This window comes from Steroidobacter gossypii (genome assembly GCF_016801985.1).
In the GTDB taxonomy this organism is placed as follows: Bacteria; Pseudomonadota; Gammaproteobacteria; order Steroidobacterales; family Steroidobacteraceae; genus Steroidobacter; species Steroidobacter gossypii.
The window spans coordinates 698,383-717,845 of record NZ_JAEVLS010000001.1 but is presented as its reverse complement, the minus strand read 5'-3'; the positions used below and the strand labels follow the sequence as shown (position 1 = coordinate 717,845).

The 19,463-nt window shown below is 62.2% G+C and carries 15 protein-coding genes; 9 read left to right on the top strand and 6 right to left on the bottom strand.

Annotation, left to right across the window (positions count from 1 at the left end):
• Window positions 1-28 precede the first annotated feature (28 nt).
• The 5 genes from JM946_RS03200 to JM946_RS03180 form a co-directional block, all read right to left on the bottom strand.
• A complete protein-coding gene (locus tag JM946_RS03200) occupies window positions 29-1,516 on the bottom strand; it encodes a tryptophan halogenase family protein (RefSeq protein ID WP_203165690.1) in 1,488 nt (495 codons plus the stop codon).
• Between the two features lie 9 nt (window positions 1,517-1,525).
• Window positions 1,526-2,539 (bottom strand): cupin-like domain-containing protein, encoded by a 1,014-nt coding sequence (locus JM946_RS03195; RefSeq protein ID WP_203165689.1) that lies wholly within the window; start codon window positions 2,537-2,539, stop codon window positions 1,526-1,528.
• Complete coding sequence (locus tag JM946_RS03190) at window positions 2,523-3,233, bottom strand: SapC family protein (protein WP_203165688.1); 711 nt, start codon at window positions 3,231-3,233, stop codon at window positions 2,523-2,525. The genes JM946_RS03195 and JM946_RS03190 overlap by 17 nt, the downstream gene beginning before the upstream one ends.
• A gap of 3 nt (window positions 3,234-3,236) precedes the next feature.
• On the bottom strand, window positions 3,237-4,772 hold the full coding sequence (locus JM946_RS03185; RefSeq protein WP_203165687.1) for a tryptophan halogenase family protein: 1,536 nt from the start codon (window positions 4,770-4,772) through the stop codon (window positions 3,237-3,239).
• A gap of 136 nt (window positions 4,773-4,908) precedes the next feature.
• Window positions 4,909-7,875 (bottom strand): TonB-dependent receptor, encoded by a 2,967-nt coding sequence (locus tag JM946_RS03180; RefSeq protein ID WP_203165686.1) that lies wholly within the window; start codon window positions 7,873-7,875, stop codon window positions 4,909-4,911.
• A 222-nt stretch (window positions 7,876-8,097) separates the two neighbouring features.
• On the opposite strand from JM946_RS03180, the gene JM946_RS03175 reads away from it, so the two are divergent.
• From JM946_RS03175 to JM946_RS03165, 3 genes are read left to right on the top strand one after another with little or no spacing between them, the layout of a single operon-like run.
• Window positions 8,098-9,498 carry a sugar porter family MFS transporter gene (locus JM946_RS03175; protein ID WP_218042567.1) on the top strand — a complete coding sequence of 467 codons (1,401 nt, stop codon included), beginning with the start codon at window positions 8,098-8,100 and terminating at the stop codon, window positions 9,496-9,498.
• Between the two features lie 32 nt (window positions 9,499-9,530).
• Window positions 9,531-10,592, top strand: a complete 1,062-nt coding sequence (locus JM946_RS03170) for a LacI family DNA-binding transcriptional regulator (RefSeq protein WP_203165684.1) — start codon at window positions 9,531-9,533, stop codon at window positions 10,590-10,592.
• Window positions 10,593-10,603: 11 nt separating this feature from the next.
• Window positions 10,604-11,944 (top strand): GH1 family beta-glucosidase, encoded by a 1,341-nt coding sequence (locus tag JM946_RS03165; RefSeq protein ID WP_203165683.1) that lies wholly within the window; start codon window positions 10,604-10,606, stop codon window positions 11,942-11,944.
• A 2-nt stretch (window positions 11,945-11,946) separates the two neighbouring features.
• On the opposite strand, the gene JM946_RS03160 is transcribed toward JM946_RS03165, so the two are convergent.
• Window positions 11,947-12,291 carry a hypothetical protein gene (locus JM946_RS03160; protein WP_218042566.1) on the bottom strand — a complete coding sequence of 115 codons (345 nt, stop codon included), beginning with the start codon at window positions 12,289-12,291 and terminating at the stop codon, window positions 11,947-11,949.
• Between the two features lie 320 nt (window positions 12,292-12,611).
• On the opposite strand from JM946_RS03160, the gene JM946_RS03155 reads away from it, so the two are divergent.
• The 6 genes from JM946_RS03155 (at window position 12,612) to JM946_RS03130 (ending at window position 19,460) form a co-directional block, all read left to right on the top strand.
• Complete coding sequence (locus JM946_RS03155; protein WP_203165681.1) at window positions 12,612-14,642, top strand: amidohydrolase family protein; 2,031 nt, start codon at window positions 12,612-12,614, stop codon at window positions 14,640-14,642.
• A 16-nt stretch (window positions 14,643-14,658) separates the two neighbouring features.
• On the top strand, window positions 14,659-15,954 hold the full coding sequence (locus JM946_RS03150) for an APC family permease (RefSeq protein WP_203165680.1): 1,296 nt from the start codon (window positions 14,659-14,661) through the stop codon (window positions 15,952-15,954).
• 85 nt (window positions 15,955-16,039) lie between these two features.
• Window positions 16,040-16,480, top strand: coding sequence for an META domain-containing protein (locus tag JM946_RS03145; RefSeq protein ID WP_203165679.1), 441 nt, complete (start codon window positions 16,040-16,042; stop codon window positions 16,478-16,480).
• Window positions 16,481-16,539: 59 nt separating this feature from the next.
• Window positions 16,540-17,658 (top strand): MFS transporter, encoded by a 1,119-nt coding sequence (locus JM946_RS03140; RefSeq protein WP_203166540.1) that lies wholly within the window; start codon window positions 16,540-16,542, stop codon window positions 17,656-17,658.
• A complete protein-coding gene (locus tag JM946_RS03135; RefSeq protein WP_203165678.1) occupies window positions 17,655-18,128 on the top strand; it encodes a cupin domain-containing protein in 474 nt (157 codons plus the stop codon). The genes JM946_RS03140 and JM946_RS03135 overlap by 4 nt, the downstream gene beginning before the upstream one ends.
• Before the next feature lie 24 nt (window positions 18,129-18,152).
• Window positions 18,153-19,460, top strand: coding sequence for a Xaa-Pro dipeptidase (locus JM946_RS03130; protein WP_203165677.1), 1,308 nt, complete (start codon window positions 18,153-18,155; stop codon window positions 19,458-19,460).
• Window positions 19,461-19,463: the final 3 nt, after the last annotated feature.

Genomic DNA, 19,463 nt, shown 5'->3' with positions numbered 1-19,463 from the left:
GGTCAGCTATCGCAGCAACACCTGGATCTCAACTGTTCGCCTTGCAGTACTGCTCAACGTACGCGTGATGGCTCGGCAACTGCCGCACTGTACTCTCCACCTGCGACTTGATCCCTTCGAGGAACCGTGACAGCTCCGCGTCACTCATCAAATCCGCCACCTGGTGGTACTGCTTGGGCGTGATGCCCTGACCCAGCATCACCTGAACCCACGAATTCTCCGCAAACAACTCATTGGTCGTGCGAAACACGCGACCCGTCTCCCGGAACAACTCGATGCGATGGCGCAGCGACGCCGGAATATCCATGGTTCGGCACGCGTTCCAGAACGGTGTGTCCTGCCGATCCGTAACGTGGTAGTGCAGGACGATGAAGTCACGGATGTGCTCGATCTCCGCCACGGTCTGGCGATTGAACTCCTCGATATCGGCTTGGCTGACGCCTTCGCTCGGGAACATCTGCAGCAAACGGATGATGCTCCGCCCGATCAAGTGAATGCTGGTCGATTCCAGCGGCTCGATAAAGCCGCTCGCCAGTCCCACCGCGACGCAGTTCTTCAACCACGTCTGCCGTCGCTGGCCCGGCTTGAACTTGATAACGCGCGCCTCCGTGCGCACCGGGCCTTCGACATTGGCGAGTAGCGTCTGCTTGGCCTGCTCGTCGCTGATATAACGGCTGCAGTAAACCATGCCGTTGCCAACCCGATGCTGAAGAGGAATGCGCCATTGCCAACCCGCATCGCGCGCGATGGAGCGAGTGTATGGAACCGCTTCGCCCACTGACTCCGTCTGTAGCGCCACCGCGCTGTCGCAGGGTAGCCAATGTGACCAATCTTCATACGGCTCGCGCAATGTCTGGCCGATCAGCAGCGCGCGAAAGCCGGTGCAATCGATGAACAGGTCGCCCTCGATCTCCGCGCCCGAGTCCAGCCGGATCGCCTTGATGAAGCCAGTGTCATCGTGCGTGAGCACGTTGACGATCTTGCCTTCGATACGTTTCGCGCCGTAGCCTTCGCTGTATCTGCGCAGAAACTTCGCGTACAGGCCAGCATCGATGTGAAACGCGTAGTTCATGCCGCCGCGAGGCAGGTGAGCGAAGCGGTTCTGTTCCGCGGCTTTGAGCTCGACACAATAGTCGCCATAGTCGCTGGCAAGGTTGCGCTCGCGGCCTTTGAGCCAGAAATGCTGGAACCCCGCCGTCCAATGATCCTTGCCGGTGGTGCCGAAGGAATGTATGTAGTTCTGGTTCAGCCCGCGCCAGTTCTCGAAGCCGATGCCCAGCTTGAACGTTCCCTGGGTCGCGGCCATGAACTCCTGCTCGTTGATCTCCAGCAGGCGATGAAAGGTCACCAGCGTGGGAATGGTCGCTTCACCCACGCCTACCGTGCCGATCTCATCGGACTCGACCAGCTTGATGTCCAGCGTCTTGCCCAGGGTGCGCGACAGGCCGGCGGCCACCATCCAGCCGGCCGTGCCGCCGCCTGCGATGACGATCTTCTGGATGCGCTTGCGGGTCATATGGGTCCCCTAACGATTCAATCTTTGTAGCAGCCGCGCGCGGATATCGCGAACCATGTCTTCATCCATGGGCGATAGCGCGCGGCGGGCGCCTTCTGGAATGTGAGCAGCGGTGCTTTCGTCCGCTTCGAATACGTAGTGACGAAACAGGTTGAACCACGCGTCGCGCTGCGCCTTGGGCAGATCACGCACCGTCATGATGGCGAGCATCAGTGCGCTGATGGGCGAATCCATGAAGGCGGGCGATTGCCGCCACCAGTAATTCACCAGCACGTTGAACGCATCGAGCGCTTCGATGTGGTGCCACCACATGCTCGGAATGAAAAGCGCGTCGCCCGGCCCGAGCTCCGCGAGCTGCGCGTGCCGCACGGCCTCGGCGAACTTGGGAAAGCGCTGCAAGTCAGGTCTGGCGAAGTCCACCATGCTGATGGCTTGCCCGGCCGGTGTGAAATCCAGCGGCCCGATATAAAGATTCTGCAACTGCTCCGGTGGGAACAGCGTAAAGCGACGATGCCCCACCACGACGCAGGCGACGTTATCCGGCAGGTCGTGATGAGCCGCGATGCGTGTGCGATTGCCGAGCCAGATGCTCGCCAGGGGGTTGCGATCGCCGAACCCCAGATCGTTCTCGTCGCGAAATCCTGGCAGGCACGTGTCGATTGTGGTCGAACCGACGTAGATCGCCGGCGGCTTGCTTGCATCCTTGTGGCGCTCGACTTCGTCCAGCATCACGTCCAGCTTGAGCTTCACCGCCTTGAAGTTGAAGCCGCTGAGATCTTCGTTATAGAAGAACCGGCCTTCGATGTCCGGCGCGCCCAGCAGCGCGCCAACCGTCGCATCGCGATAGAACCTGCGGATGTATGAGATGGCGGACTGATTCGACTGCAGCCCGGCGCGCACGATGGGCCAATCTGCAACCAGGCCCTTGAGCACGAGCGGCTGCGTAGAAAGCAGCACGTCATCCGGCAACGCGCGCGGATCGACGCCGGTGATCTCCCGGGCTTTGTTAGCGATCGCCAGCATCGAGCTTGTTCATCCGCTCGATCAGCGCCCGGAACTGTGAGAGCGATGCGAGCTGCATATACATGGCTTGCAGGTGACCCGTGCGGTTCAAGCGCTCCAGCACGGCGCCGTTCAGATCGCGGAGACGTTCCTCATGAATGGTGTAGAAGCCGGCCAGCCGATTGTGCGAGCCGTCGTTCAACTGAATGTCGAAGACGAACGACTCGAGCAGCTCGAACTGCAGCAACGTTCCGATGAAAGATTCATTCGCGGCCATGCCCTGGTGAATGGCGAGCAGCACCGAGTTCATACGCTCCAGAAACTCGGTGTTGCCGCCGAACTCTCGAAACAAAGGCTCGCCGGAGTCGCGACTGACTCTCGGATGATCCAGGTCGATGTGCATCACCGGTTCGCGATCGGCGCCGAAGCCGATCAGGAACGGCTGCCGCTCGATGGTCAGCGGAATGTAGCTCGCATCCCAGCCGTGCCGGTTCAGGAACAGGTTCTGCCCGTCTTTGAAACCCAGCAGTGCAATGGGCTCGAACTGGCCCTGCGCGTTCTTGCGGAACACGATGGGATAGTGCGCCTGCAAGTCGCGGAACTCCGACGGAAACGTGAGCGCCAGCATCACGTTGTCGCCCAGCTCGGCGCTGCGTGTGGTGATCACGCGCAGATCCTTGTGGTCGATGTTGTTCAGCAGGGCATGTTTGCTCATGAGTTAGACCTTGGACAGCCCATGGCGCTTGATGTGATCGATCAGCGCCCGGTGGGTGGGCAGCGCCGACAACATCCTGGAGGTCAGCTCAGCCGCTTCCCGAAAAAAGCGGTCGGCGCGATCTGCATCGTTGGCGCGACTCGACCGCCCGGTGTGCTCGGGGCGAAAACCCATCCCGTATAGCACGTACTGATAGCTCGCCGAGGGGAACACTTCCTCGACGCGGTTGAAATCGTAACGGGAAGGTGGCTGGTGACGCCACAACGTCAGCTGTTCCTGCAGCCGGGTCGGAATCGACTCCGCGCGGCAGTTGTCGCGCCAGAAATCCGAGTCGGTGCGCTGGGTCAGCACGTAGTGCAGCTTCAGAAAATCGATGACCCGCTCCCATCGATACGTGAATGTCTCGTTGAAGCGGCGCGCGACGATGTCCATTGCGGCTCGAGTGGCCGGCATCTGATCGCGCAACATCGCCGCGGAAAGCTCGGCCAGCGCGATGGCTGACGCTTCCAATGGTTCGATGAAGCCTGCGGACAAACCGATCGCCACACAATTTCGGTGCCAGAACTGTTCGCGGTAGCCAGGATTGAAGGTGAGTTTCCGCGGCGCAGGCATGTCTCGAGGTTCGCCGATGCGCTCTATATATGTGCGCAGTTCGCGCTCAGCCGCGTCGTCCGTGGTGTGCGCGCTCGAATAGACGTGCCCGATACCTCTGCGAGTGGGCAAGCCGATATCCCAGATCCAACCATTGCTCTGTGCGGTCGACAAGGTCTGCGATTCGATCGGGTTGTCGTCGCTTCGATAGGGGACTTGCATGGCCAGCGCCGTGTCGTTGAACAGCACGTGCTTCTGCGAAAGGAATGGCACGCCGAAGTGCCCGCCGAGCAGCAGCGACTGCATGCCGCTGCAATCGACAAACAGATCGCCGCCGACTGCGCCGTTCTCTTGGGTTTGCACCGAGGCGATGTCGCCGTTGTCGTGTGCGTTGATGCCGACGACGTGGTCGAGCATGTGCTGCACGCCGAGTTTCTCGACGCAATGTTTACGCAGGAACAGGCCAAACTTGCCGGCATCGAGGTGATACGCGTAGTTCGCGACGGCGGCGTATTCGGGCGTCGCCGCCTGCTTCGGCGCTTTGCCGTGCGCGCATAGGTGGGGTTGGAAACTGACGAGGTCGGCGAACGGCACATGGGCGTGGCGTTCCAGCCAGCCGGCCACCAGATTGGTTTCGGTATAGCCCTGCGGCAGCACGAATGGATGGAAGTAATAATCCCCCGCGCGCGTCGTGACCCATTGCTGGAATTTCGAGCCTTGCTTGAACGAGGCGTCGCACTCGCGAATGAAGTCGGTTTCGGTGACGCCGATGCTTCTGAGCGTGTCGCGGATCGTCGGCCAGGTGCCTTCGCCGACGCCGATGGGCCCGACGGTTGGAGACTCGAGCAGCGTGATTCGCAGCGAACGGTGCTCGGCGGCGAGCACACCCGCGGTGAGCCAGCCGGCCGAGCCGCCGCCCACGATCACGATGTGATTGATCTCCGACATCGATCCGCCCCTGACATCTCGACCCACGCTACTATGCCTGGCGTAAAAAGAAAAAGCCGCCGGGGGGAACGGCGGCTTTCTCGCTCGTCCCCATGGGGATGAGGTACTTCCCTGTACCTCGGGGAACGCGCAGGGTTTAGTCGCCGAACTTGTAACGCGCGCCGATCATGTAGCGCGGTCCGGTCTGCTGGACCGTGATCAGCTGATGCGTGGTGCGGCCGTGCTGGCGGTAGATCTCGTCGGTGAGATTGATCACCTCCGCCGTCACCGTCAGGTTCTCGTTCCAGGTGTAGCTGGCGGTGAGATCGATCTGACCATAAGCCTCGGTGTACACCGGATTGGGCAAGCCGCCGCCATCGAACGTGTTGGCGAGGAACTTGTCGCGCCAGTTGTACGCTGCACGCACCCCGAACTTGTCGTTCTCGAAGAACGCCACCAGGTTGGCCGCGTCGCTCAGGCCCACCAGCGCGAACTGATCCGAGCGCGAGTAGTTGTCGTAGACCAGGTCGGAGTCCACCAGGGTGTAGTTGGCCGAAACGCCGAACCCCGTGTCGCCGAACATGTGCTGGATGTTGAATTCCCAACCGTCGAGCGAGGCCGATCTCTGGTTCAACGGCACTTGCACGGCGAAGCTCGCGATCGGATCGCCAGGGACGCCGGCGATGGTGCCGAGCAGGTCGCCCGTGGTTTCATCCGTGCCCGTCACCGTCACGCCCGGCTGGCCGGCGAAGTTGGTGAAGATGTACTGGCGGATACAAGTCGATGTAGTGCAGCCTGCCGCGACCGCGGCGTTGAAGTACGCGCCGCCGGAGGGAGTCAGCAATTCGTACGGCGACTGCTGCTGAACGCTGGTGCCGATGTAGTTGTCGATGTTCTTGCGGAAGTAACCCACCGCCATGTAGTTCGAGTCGCCGTAATACCACTCGAGCGACAGATCGATGTTTTCCGACTCGAGCGGCTTGAGCTTGGGATTGCCCTGAATGCCCGTGCCGCCCTCGATGCGCACCAGCGAATTGATGGTGCGACCGCCCTGGATGTTGTTCCACAGCGGGCGGCCGATGCTGTGACCGTAGCTGGCGCGAGCTTTGAGGCTGTCGGTGATGTCGACGGCGAAGTCGAGGCTCGGCAGCACATAGTCGTAGTCGCCTTCGAGCTGTTCGAACGTGCCGCCACTGGTCTGCAGCGAGAACTCGTTGTCGGCGACCCACAGAATGCCGGTGGGGATCGGGACCAGCGCGCGTGCGGTCACGTCGGTTTTCTCATAGCGCAGCCCGACGGCGCCTTGCATCGGCAAACCCCATTCCCATTCGGTGCTGTACTGAATGAACGCGCTCTGCGATTCCTCCTCGACCCGTCGATCGGTATCGAAGATCGGCGTGGTGCGATAGAGCGATTCATCGCCCGCGGCGCGCGCTGCAATCGCACGCACCGTCTCGAAGTCGAACGTGAAGAACTGATTGAACAGCGCCGGATTGCCGCTGCCTGAAATGTTGTCGAAGTACTGACGCACCGTATCCGCGCGCCACACGTCGTCGGGATAATCGGCCGGGCTGGTCGCGCCGCTCCAGGTATCGCGCTGTACGTTGGAGAACGCGGAACGATTCTTCACATCGGTCAGCGCCACGCCGAAGTCGAGCCGGGAGTCTTCCAAGAACTCCAGGTTGCCGGTCAGCTGCGCCTGCTTGATGTCGGTCTTCATGTAGCTGTTACGGAAGCTCGAGCCGGTGACTTCCATTTGCGAAGCGTCGATGCCGTTCTGACCTGGCGGCAGTTCCACGCTCATCACGGGGAAATCGCGCGAGAAGTCCGCGGTCGTGGTGCCCCGGAAGAAGCCGGCTACGCCGAGCACCGCATTCGAACCATACGGGCTGTCGGCGCCGGATTCGGCCGAGGAATCGTGATAATCGAACGCCAGGCCGAGGCGGTCGGTGGCTTGCCACTCGACGTTGAAGCCCAGCGACTTGTTTTCGTTCTTGGTGGCGAACTTGGCGCCGCCCATCGACAGGTCGCTGGTGGCCGGCACGATGGTTTCGGAATAGATCAGCGGCGAGGACACCGGCCCGTCGGTCCAGGTGCTGGTCGACGGACCGAAGTTGAACCACACCGACAACTCGTTGCGCTGCTGCGCGATCTTGTTTTCCGAGTAGGTGTAATCGAGCGTGGTCGTGATGGTGTCGGTGGGCGCGTACTGCAGCGTCAGCTGGCCGTTGGTGCGCTTACGCTCGATGCCGGTGACGCTGTAACCGAGATTCTGCGGCACCGAATAAGTGTCGTTGGGGCCGGGACGATTGGTGATGTTCTCCGAGCCGGGCGCGCCCGGCTGCGGAATCGTGCCCCAATTGTTTTCATCGCCCGCGAATGCTTTCCAGCCGTTGGCGACGGCGGCCTGGTTGAAGCCGAAGTCACGTTCCTGGTAGCTGGCGCTCACGGCGATGCCGAACTTGTCGTCGGCGAAGGTATCGCTGTAAATGCCCGAGACTTCCGGAGTGATCGAGTCGCCCTGCAAGGCGTCCGGCAGATTGTCCACCGAGGTGTCCATCACGCCCTTGGCGCCGAAGCTGGTGCGCAGGCCCGGATTGTCGAGCGGGCGAGCGGTCTTGATGTTGATGGTCGCGCCGATGCCGCCGGTCGGCGTGCTGGCGCGGCTGGTCTTGTAAACCTCGATCGCAGAGATCGATTCCGATGCGAGGTTGGCGAAGTCGAAGGCGCGCGACGGCGATGCGCCGGTATCTTCCAATGCCGACGCAGGCATCTGTCGACCGTTCAACAACACCAGGTTGAAGTCGGGGCCGACGCCGCGCACCGTGACTTTCGACCCTTCGCCGAGCGAGCGATCGATGGACACGCCGCTGACACGTTGCATGGATTCGGCGAGGTTGGTGTCCGGGAACTTGCCGATGTCTTCGGCGACGATGCCGTCCATCACGCCTTGCGAGTCGCGCTTGAGCTCCATCGAGGAGGTCAAGCTGCCCCGGATGCCGGTGACCACTACCTCTTCGACCTCGGCGCCTTCTTGCGAGACGGCTGGAAATGCCACCGCCGTTCCGAGAATCAAAGAGATGGCACGCGCTACTTTATTGCGTTGGAATGCGCGATCGCTCACGACCTTACCCCCCGACCATGTCACTCGTTGCGAAAATTATTGTTGCGCCGGCGCCGGTGCATTCAGCCAGTAAACACCGGATGTAAGCGCTTACAAATTACGGTAGCATGCTCCCTGGCGTTCCGGCAAGGGTCGGCCGCCGCGGCCATCGACGGCGCCCGCTGGATAGCAGCGAGCGCCGCTGGTGAAATCGGGGGGAAGCGGTCATAGTGACCGCTAACAATGAACGATGCTCGCGAGAGCACGAAAAAAACCGAGCGAAGTCACATGCTGCAAGGCAGATTGAATATCGCGTACGTGGCGCTGACGGTGGCGCTCGGGGGCTTTCTGCTCGGCTTCGACGCCACGGTGATCTCCGGCGTCGTGCCGTTCATACGTGAATACTTTTCTTTGAGCGGTGCGAGCGGCGACCTGAAGCTGGGATTCGCCGTCAGCAGTCTTGGCTGGGGCGCGATGGCGGGCAACGCCATCGCCGGTCCGCTCAGCGATCGTTTCGGCCGGCGACGAGTGCTGCTCGGCACCGCGTTGTTGTTCGTGCTGTCCTCGTTGCTGGCGGCCTCGGCCACTTCGTTTCCAAGCTTCGTGGCCGCACGCATCGTCGGAGGGCTCGCAGTCGGCGGCGCAATCCTGATTGCGCCCGTGTACATCGCCGAGATCGCGCCGGCCGACAAGCGCGGCAGCCTGGTGTCGCTGAATCAGCTGATGATCGTGATCGGTATTTCGGCTTCGTTCTTTTCCAACTATTTCCTGTTGGAGACGGGCGAGCACAACTGGCGCTACATGCTTGGCGTGCAGATGATTCCGGCGCTGTTGTATTTCGCCTTGCTGTGGCTGGTGCCGGAAAGCCCACGCTGGTTGCTGCTCAAGGCGCGCGACGAGGAAGCGTTGCAGGTGCTGCGACAAGTCGGCGGTGAACAGCAGGCGCAGGAAAATCTGCTGCAGATTCGGCAGAGCCTGGGATCCAAAGCGGTCTCGCGAGGCTTCCGTGGCCTGCTGGACTCGCGCGTGCGGACCATCATGATCATCGCGCTGGGGCTGGCGTTCTTCCAGCAGATCACCGGCATCAACGCCATCTTCTATTACTTGCCGACCATCTTCTCGCAGGCCGGCGGCGGCGTGAACGACGCGTTCCGGCAGGCAGTGCTGGTGGGCGTGGTGAACGTGTTGATGACATTCGTCGCGATCTGGCTGATCGACCGGCTCGGGCGCAAGCCGCTGCTGATCATGGGCATCGCCGGCATGGCGCTGTCCTTGTTCGCCATCAGCTGGGCGTTCAGCCAGCAAAGTTATAATGCGACGCTGGTGCTGATCGCCATCATCGGCTTCGTCGCTTCGTTCGCGATTTCGCTCGGGCCGGTGATGTGGGTGCTGCTTTCGGAGATATTTCCGAATGAACAGCGCGCCGCCGCCATCTCGGTGGCAGGCTTCTGGAATGCGCTGGTCAGCGCCACGGTCACCATGATTTTTCCGTGGGCGCTGTCGACGCTCGGCTCGGGCGGAACGTTCCTGGCGTTCGCTCTGTTCGCCACCGCGGCGTTGCTGTTCGTGGTGCTGCTCGTGCCGGAAACCAAAGGCCGCACGCTTGAGCAGCTAGAGAGCGACCTGATGACGGCCAAGGCCTGAACCACGCCGGCAGTGAACACACACGAGCGACGATGAGCAAGCGAGCCGCCAATAACAACCTCAAGAAGCGCGCCATGACCGCCGCCCCGGATTCGCCACCCACGCTGGAAATGGTGGCGAAGGAAGCCGGCGTGTCCATTGCCACCGTGTCGCGCATCATCAACGGCACCGCCAAGGTCAGCCCCGAGCGCAAGGATGCGGTGGAGGCGGCCATCGCCAAGCTCAACTTCCGACCGAATGCCGCCGCCCGCGGTCTGGCGCTGGGCAAGTCGAATACGATCGGCGTGATCACGCAGGCCATCGACAGCCCGTTCTATGGTGAAGGTCTGCGCGGCATCGAAGATTATCTGCAGCAGCGCGGCTATACGGCGCTGTTCATGAGCGGCAATTGGGACGAGCAGGACGAGGAGCGCTGCATGTCCGAGCTGCTGTCCCGGCGCGTCGACGGCATCATCATTTTTTCGGGCCGCTTGCAGGATCGTCAGCTCGCGCAGTACGCCAAGCAGGTGCCGCTGGTGGTCACCGCCCGCAATCTGAAAGCCCCGGGAATTTTCAGTCTGCCGGTGGACGACGAGCGGGGCGGCATGTTGGCCACCCAGCATCTCATCGGGCTGGGCCATCGTCGGATCGCATTCATCGCCGGCATCCTCGATCACCCGGACGCGTCGCTGCGTTACAAAGGTTATCGACGGGCGCTTGCCGAGGCGGGCATTCCTCACGATCCGAAGCTGGTGGTGCCTGGCGACTTCCATGAAGAAGGCGGCGTCGAGGCGACCCGGCGGCTGCTTGCTTCCGGGCACAAGTTCACCGCGCTGTTCTGTGTCAACGATCAGTCGGCGTACGGTGCGTGCCTCGCTTTGTATCGCGCCGGGCTGAATTGCCCGCGCGATGTTTCCGTCGTCGGCTTCGACGACCTGCATTCGTCTTCGTATCGCGTGCCGCCGCTCACCACGGTCCGTCAATCCATCCGCGTGCTGGGCGAAAGCTCCGGCGCGGCCATGTTGCAGCTGTTGCAAGGTGAGCAGCCGAATATTTCGTTGCCGCAGGTTCAGCTCGTGGTGCGCGAGTCGACGGCGGCGCCTCAACCCGATTGATACCCACAGCGATGCCTCAGCAACTATCGACAGCCGAGCTGCGCCGGCGCTTTCCCAACGGATTCGCGTGGGGCGTGGCCACTAGCGCCTTCCAGATCGAAGGCGCGGCACGCAGCGACGGCAAGGGGCCGTCGATCTGGGACGAATTCTGCCGAGTGCCCGGCGCGATTGCCGATGGCGGCACCGGCGACGTGGCCTGCGATCACTATCACCGCCTGGAGTCGGACCTGGATCTCATCGCCGACCTTGGCGTGACGGCGTATCGTTTCTCCATTTCCTGGCCGCGAGTGCAGCCGACCGGCGCCGGGCCAGTGAACGAACGCGGCCTGTCGTTCTATGAGCGTCTGGTGGATGGCCTGCTGAAAAGAAACATCCAGCCCTACGCTACTTTGTACCACTGGGATTTGCCCGCCGAGCTACAGCATCGCGGCGGCGGCTGGTTCGCGCGCGACACTGCGTATCGATTTGCAGAGTACGCCGGGCTGGTGACGAGCCGCCTCGGCGATCGCCTTGTTTCCATCGCGACTCATAACGAACCGTGGGTCTCGGCGGTGCTCGGTTACGAGCGTGGCGTGTTCGCGCCGGGCGTGAAGGACCGGCGTGTGGCTTATCAGGCCAGCCATCATCTGTTGTTGAGCCATGGCCTGGCGATGCAGGCGATGCGGGCGCTCGGCGTCAAGGCCGAACTGGGCATCGTTTTGAACATGTCGCCGGTGCGTCCCGAAACAGATTCCGAAGTCGACGCCCGTCACGCGCGGCTGGAGGATGGTCGCCTCATCCGGTGGTACACCGATGCCTTGTTCAAGGGGCAGTATCCGAGCGACATCATCGACCATCTCGGTGCGGATGCGCCCCAGGTGCAAGCTGGCGATGCCGAACTCATCGCGCAGCCGTGCGACTTCGTCGGCATCAATTACTACCATCCGACGGTGTCGGGCAGCTCCAACCCGGCCGCGCCCGCCCGCAGTGGCGCTGCGGTGACCGACATGGGTTGGGAAGTGGCGCCGCGCGGGTTGTCAGATTTGTTACTGCGGCTGAAGCGCGACTATCGATTGCCACCCATCTACATCACCGAGAACGGCGCCGCTTATCGCGATCAGTACGTTGATGGGCGGATCGAAGATGAGCAGCGTCGGCAGTACATCGAATCCCATCTGCTCGCCGTCGCCGACGCCATCGATCAAGGCGTGAACGTGCGCGGCTATTTTGTCTGGAGCCTGATGGACAACTTCGAGTGGGCCGAGGGCTACAGCAAGCGCTTCGGCATCGTGCACGTCGATTACGCGACTCTGCAACGGACGTTGAAGCGCAGCGCGCTCTGGTACAAATCGCTGCTGCGTGAGACGGCGTGAAGCTAAGCGGCTCCGACCGGAAGCGAGAGTTGCGTGGCTTCTGCCTGCAGATTGCGTCGGGCGCGAGCCCGAGTCTTGTTGCCCCGGCCGCGCGGTGCGCTGTGAATCGATGAAAGCGTCTGGCGGGCGGCTTCGGCCGCTTCGGAAGCGGACGCATAGCCCAGCATCCGAGTGAACAGATCCGCCACCGGCGTGTGCCGATAGCTGTCCAACTCGTAGCTGTAACCGTCCTGGTCGTAAAAGATCCTTGCGTATCCGTGCTCCGTATGGAGCAGATCGACCAGCGTGCGCATCGCCCTCGCCAGCAGGTGGAACCGAGATTCGCCTCGGGCATCGAGGACTTGCATGCGGGCAGTATACGCGGGCAGCTCATCCATGGATGTGACAGCAGTTCCGAGCCTGAGCATTTTCGGGGATCGCCTTATTCATATTTATCGCACTCGGTCGGTGTTGACAGGTCGATGGTCAAGCCACTGTCGGGTTTAATGACAGATCGGCCCTACCCCGCCCGACGTCCCGAGGTGAGTTCGATCGAGGCGCCGCTGGGAATTCGCCATGCTCCAACTGCGTCACGCCGGCGCATGGAAGCATAAGTTATGCCAACGCTTGCTGGCACTATTGCAGCACTGCCCATGGCTGTTTGGGCGCTTGCAGGGGTTGTCCGCGAATGAATTTGGGGCGCAACGTTACGCGCGCCGGCGTGCTGATTGGCGCATTGTGTATGCATGCCTGGGCGGCCGCGGCCACTGCTGAATATTCTGTCATCTCGGCCAATGAAAAAGTCGGCTCGCTGGTCGCCACCATCGAAGGCGCGAGCGTCGATATCACCTTCGAGGTCAACAACAACGGCCGCGGTCCGAAGATCCGCGAGCAGTTGACCCTGAACGAGGCGGGTATTCCCACTCAGTGGCGCATTACCGGCAAATCCACTTTCGGCGCAGCGATCGACGAGCAATTCACGTGGCAACGAGGCTCGGCGCAGTGGCGCGGTCAGGATGGCAAGGGCAGCAGCCGCATGCCCCAACCCAAGCTCTACATCACCAACGACGGCAGTCCGTGGAGCGCGGGCCTCTATGTCCGCACGCTGCTCAAAGCCAAAGATCACACTCTCGAGGTCGCGCCCTCGGGCACGTTGCGTCTGGAAGAGTTGCAGAAAACGCATGTGGGCGACGTGCCCGTCACTGCGTATGCGATCACCGGCGCGAATCTGGCGCCCGAGATGGTATTGCTGGCCGCGGACGGCAGCTTGTTTGCTCAGCTCAGCTCGCGCCAGGTGCTGGTGCGGACCGGCTTCGAATCCAAAGTAGAACAGTTGCAGCAGCTCGAGCGGAGTCTCCGCGTGAAGCGCCTGGAAGAAATGCAGCGGCGCCTCGCGCATCGCTTCGATGTTCCGGTGCGCATTCGCAATGTTCGTGTGTTCGATCCTCACACCGAAACGTTGAGCGATCCGGTTTCGGTGGTGGTGTTCCGTAATCGCATCGCGAGCGTTGCGGCCGAGCCGTCGGATTTCACTCCGCCGAACAATGAAGCAGTGATCGACGGTGGCGGCGGCACGCTGATCGCCGGATTGCACGACATGCATGCCCACAACTCCAACGAGTCGGGTTTGTTTTATCTCGCCGCCGGCGTCACTGGCGTTCGCGATTTGGGCAACGACAACCAGCTGCTGCTCGATCTGGCTCGGCGCATCGAGCAAGGCGAGCTGCCGGGCCCGCGCATCGTGCGCGCCGGACTGATCGAAGGCCGCAGCTCGTACTCGGCTCGCATCGGAAGCATTCCCGAGACGCTGCCCGAGGCACTGGACATCGTGCGCTGGTACTCGGACCACGGCTATCGCCAGATGAAGATCTACAACTCCTTCAATCCGGATTGGGTCGCCCCAGTGGCGAAGGAAGCTCATCGCCTGGGCATGCGGGTGAGCGGGCATGTGCCGGCGTTCATGTCGCCCGATCGCGCGATCCGCGACGGCTACGACGAGATCAATCACATCAACCAGCTGGTGCTGGGCTGGCTCACCGGTCCTCAGGACGACACGCGCACCACGCTGCGACTGACCCGGATGGCGAACTTCGCGGCGCTTGATCTCGACAGCGAGCAAGTGCGCACCACCATCGCGCTGATGAAGGAGCGCAAGATCGCGCTCGACACCACGACCGTCATTCTCGAACGCTTGATGGCCAGCCGCGCCGGCAAGGTGCAGAAAGGCGATGCGCCGTACCTGGATCACATGCCCATCGGCTATCAGCGGTATCGCAAGCGTTCGTTCGTCGAGTTCAAGAGCAAAGACGAGGATCAGGCGTATCTGGACTCGGTGGCCAAGCTGCTCGATTTGATGAAGGTGCTGTACAGCGAAGGCATCCAGATGCTGCCTGGAACCGATGACACCACGGGCTTCTCCGTGCATCGCGAGCTGGAGCTGTATCAGAAGGCGGGTATTCCCGCGGCCAAGGTGCTGCGCATGGCCACCTACGATTGCGAAAAATACCTGGGCTTCGAGCAAAGCCTCGGCAGCATCGAGGCGGGCAAGTTCGCGGACTTCTTCCTGGTGCCCGGCGATCCGACGCGCAATGTGTCCGCCGTGCGGCAGATCCAACTGGTGATGAAAGATGGATTGCTATATTTCCCCTCGGAAATCTATCAAGCGCTCGGCATCAAGCCCTTCACTACCGCGCCGACCGTGAGCGGTCCGGCGACCTGATTTCGGAATCATTCGATTGCAGTCACAACTCAAGCAGGGTGTGGACCTGGCCGCTGTCGTTGCCCTGGGACTGGGCACGGCCGTCGGCGTGGCGATTTTCTCGGTGATCGCGCCCGCGACGGCGTTGGCCGGCACCGGCATGCTGCTGTCGGTGATGATCGCGGCGGTGCCGATGTTCGTGATCGCGGTGAACTACGCTTTCATGGGCTCGGCGCTGCCGACGTCCGGCGCTTCATATGAATGGCCGCGTCGCTTCATCCATCCCGCGGTCGGCTTCTTTGTCGCGTGGCTGCGCATCGCGGGCAGCAGCAGCGCCATGATCGTGCTGGCGTTGGTGCTGGTGCGCTATGTGTCCATGCTCGTGCCGGTGCCGACCAAGCCGACCATGCTCGCGCTGTTCGTGCTGGTGCTGTTGGCGAATCTGTTCGGCGTCGGCATTGCCGCCCGCGTGCAAAAGACCTTGATGGGCGCGTTGGTCGTGTTGTTTCTGATCTTTGCCGGCTGGGGTGCCACTGCGGTCGAGTCGGTCCACTTTTCGGTTCCCGACGATTTGAACTGGGCGGGCGTGCTGGCGGCGGTACCGTTGCTGGTCAGCTTGTTCTTCGGCATCGAGGCGGCGACGGAAGTGGGGGACGAGGTCAGCAACGGCCGCCGCATGATTCCGCTGGGCATCGCGTTGTCGATTACGTCGGCGGTGGCGTTGTACTTGTTGGTGGCCGTGGTCGCACTCGGCATTCTCGGCAATGACGAGCTCGCGGCCAGCCAGGCTCCCATTCTCGATGCGGCCAGCCGTTTCATGGGGCCGCTCGCAACGCCGGTGATCGTGCTTGCGGCGGTCGTGGCGATCGGCAAGTCTTTGAACGCCATCTTCATGGTGTTCAGTCGGAGCCTGTTCGCGATGGCGCGAGCCGGAGTGCTGCCTCCAGCGCTGGCGCGCGTTCATCCGCGATGGGGTACGCCGCACGTTGCCTGCCTGGCGGTCTTCGGCTTTTGCGTGGCGTGTCTGCTGTTGCCGATGAGCCTGACCTTCCTGTTCCTGTCGGTGAGCATCCCGACCCTGCTCAAGTACGTGACCACCAGCCTGTGCGCCACCCGGGTGGTCGAGCACCACCCCGACTTATATAAGAATGCCCGCTTCAGATTCAGCCCGGGCGCCATGCGACTGTGGGGCTATGCCGGCGTGCTCAGCGCCCTGACGGTAATCGTGCTGGGCCTCGGCGCGGACACCCGTCCTTACTACGTGTTGCTCGGCTGGGGGGCGATCGGCGCTCTGTATTATGTTCTCTGGCAGCGACTGAAGCCGGCGGCCTGACGGCTCGCGCTCGACGCCGACCGGTCGAGTCTGTATTTTTGATCGGATCTACCTTGTCGAGCGAGCGCGTCAGGAGTAACGCAGTATGGGTCCGGCCAAGTACCTCATTTTCGGGGCGATGTTTGCGCTGGCGGCCTGCCATAGCAACGAACCGAATTCTGCCGAGGGCGATGGCGTGACCTATGAGCTGACCGGAACTCGTTGGGTGCCGGTTCAGCTGGGCGGCGCATCGGTCAAGATCGGCGAGGGCGCTCGTGAGGCCTATATCGTGTTCAACTCGAAGGACGCGGCCGTGGTGGGCTACGCGGGTTGCAACCGCATCTCCACCAGTTACAAGCAGACCGGCTCCAGGATCAGCTTCGGCGACGTGATCGCCACCCGCATGGTCTGTTCCGACATGGCCACCGAGACGAGGCTCATCCAAGCCATGGATGCCGCCACCGACTGGCGCTTCGTGGGTCCGCAGCTCGAGCTGCTGGATAGCAAGAAGACCATCGTCGCGCGCTTCGACCCCAGAAATCTCTAACACTCGTCGTGCAACGCGCTGCTCTACCTGCCGGCGTCTGGGCGCTCGGGCTGGTGAGCATGTTCATGGATGTTTCTTCGGAAATGATCCATGCGTTGCTGCCGGTGTTCGTGGTCGGCACGCTTGGCGCCAGCGCGATCTGGCTGGGTGTGATCGAAGGCGTCGCCGAAGCCACCGCCAACGTGGTCAAGGTTTTCTCCGGCGCGCTGTCGGATCGCTGGGGTAAGCGAAAGTCGCTGGCGCTGCTCGGCTACGGGCTTGCCGCCGTCACCAAACCGCTGTTCCCTTTGGCTGGCAGCGCGGGCACCGTGTTTGCCGCTCGCTTCATCGATCGCATCGGCAAGGGAATTCGGGGCGCACCGCGCGATGCGCTCGTCGCCGATTACACATCACCGGAACAGCGAGGCGAGGCATATGGCCTGCGCCAATCGCTCGATACAGTCGGTGCGTTCCTTGGTCCGTTGTTCGCTATCGGTCTTATGATGTTGCTGGCGAACGATGTTCGCGCCGTGTTCTGGATTGCGGCGATTCCGGCTTTCATTGCTGTCGCCATTCTGTGGCTGGCCGTCAAGGAGCCTGCGCATCTCACGCCCATGCCCAAGCGCATGGTGGATCTGCGCCCCAAGGATCTGCCCAGATCGTTCTGGGCGGTGGCGACCGTCGCGACATTCTTCACCCTGGCACGGTTCTCGGAAGCCTTTCTGATCCTGCGCGGCGCCGACATCGGCCTGACGATCGCGTGGACACCGCTGGTTCTGGTGGTGATGAACGTCGTCTACATGTTCTCTGCATACCCTGCGGGCGTGCTTGCAGACCGCATGCCTCGGCATCACTTGTTGATGCTGGGTGCGGCCATGCTGGTGCTTGCCAACTTGATGCTTGCGGGTGCGAGCGACGTTGCCGTGGTCTTGTTGGGCGTGGCGCTGTGGGGCTTGCATATGGGCCTGACCGAGGGCGTCTTCACCGCGATGATCGCCGATGCTGCCCCGACGGATCTGCGCGGCACCGCGTTCGGCGTGTTCAATCTGCTGCGAGGATTGCTCTTGATGCTGGCGAGCGTGATCGCCGGAGTGCTGTGGGAGCAAAGCGGTCCAGCCGCCACTTTCATCACCGCCGCCGTGCTCGCTGCGTTCTCGATGTTGCTGCTGATGGCGTCGCGCAGTATGTTGCGTGCATGACAGCCAAGGATGTGATCCAAGCGTTGCAGCTCGCCCCGCACCCGGAAGGCGGCTGGTATCGCGAAATCTATCGCTCGACGGATCGAGTTCAGCGCGGCGACCAGACCCGCAGCGCCACGACTGCCATTTACTATCTGCTCGAGCAGCAACAGCTCAGCCGCTGGCACGTGGTCGACGCCGACGAGATCTGGCACTTCTACGGCGGCGCGCCCCTGGAGTTGCTGGCTTACGATCCTCGCTCACGCCAGCTGAATCGCCACCTCGTTCACAACGTCGCCTCCGAGTCTCGGCCCGTCGGCATCATTCCTTCGGGCTGCTGGCAGGCGGCGCGCAGTCTCGGTGAATACTCGCTGGTCGGCTGCACGGTCAGCCCGGGATTCGAGTTCTCGGGATTTCGATTCACCGCCGACTTGCCCGATCACCGCGCCCACTTCGTGGGCGAGCTGTCGCAGTACACAGCGCTGCTATAGCGCTGAAACACGGCGAAGAGAGATATGCCGCAGTCCACCTCGCTCCGCCGTTTCGAATCGATCCTGTGTGCGGCGCTCCTGTTCGGAGCGAGCTTCACTTGCGCGGCCGAAGCATTGTGGGTGCGTGCGGGCAAGCTCATCGACGTCGAGCGCGGCCGCGTGCTCGACGATCAGGCCATCCACATCGAAGGCGAACGCGTGGTCGCCGTCACCGACTATCAGAGCGAATCGGCAGCCGCCGGCCGCTGGATCGATTGGTCCGGCTACACCGTGCTGCCCGGCCTGATGGATATGCACACGCATCTCATCGGCAACATCACGTCGTCGGAAGTCGCAGCGCCTTTGTACACGTCGGGGGCTGAAGATGTCTTGCTGGGCATCGCGAACGCTCGACGAACTTTGCGTGCCGGCTTCACTACCGTGCGCGATGTTGGTTGTTATCGAGCCTTCACCGATGTGGCCTTACGGAACGCCATTGATGGCGGAATCGTCGATGGTCCGCGGATGTTCGTTGCCGGGGCCTATATCACTGTTACTGGCGGTGGAGGCGAAGTAACGGGCTTCGCGCCCGACGTCGTGGTTCCAGCCGAGATGCGTCGTGGAGTCGCCAACTCGGAAACCGAGGTCCGGCAGCGAGTGCGAGAGCTGATCAGCGGCGGCGCTACCTTTATAAAGGTCATCGCAACAGGGGCCGTGCTCACGGCCGGTACCACACCGGGTGCGGCGGAATATTCCGAAGCGGAAATTCGAGCCGCAGTGGACGAAGCCGCGCAGTATGGAATCTTCGTCACCGCTCATGCGCACGGCGCTGAAGGGATCAAGCGCGCGGCAAGAGCGGGGGTGCGCTCGATCGAACATGCTTCGTATCTGGATGACGAAGGCATCGCGCTGATGAAAAAACACGGCACCTGGCTGGTGGCCGATATCTACAACGGCGATTACATCGCAGAGACCGGCCGGCGTGATCACTGGAGCGAAGAGATCATGCGCAAGAACGACGAGACCACGCAGCGGCAGCGCGATGGCTTCGCCAAGGCCGTGAAGGCTGGCGTGCGAATCGCGTTCGGCACGGACGCCGGCGTCTATCCTCACGGCGACAATGCTCGGCAGTTCGCTTATATGGTCCGCTACGGGCTGACGCCGATGGAGGCGATCCGCTCCGCCACGTTGAGCTCGGCCCGGTTGCTCGGCAAGGAAAGGGAGCTGGGAAGCATCACCCCAGGCAAGTTCGCCGACATCATCGCGGTGGAGGGCGATCCACTCATCGATATCGAGAAGCTGCATCAGGTTCGCGGCGTCATCAAAGCCGGTCGACCCATCGGGCTGCACTGAAGT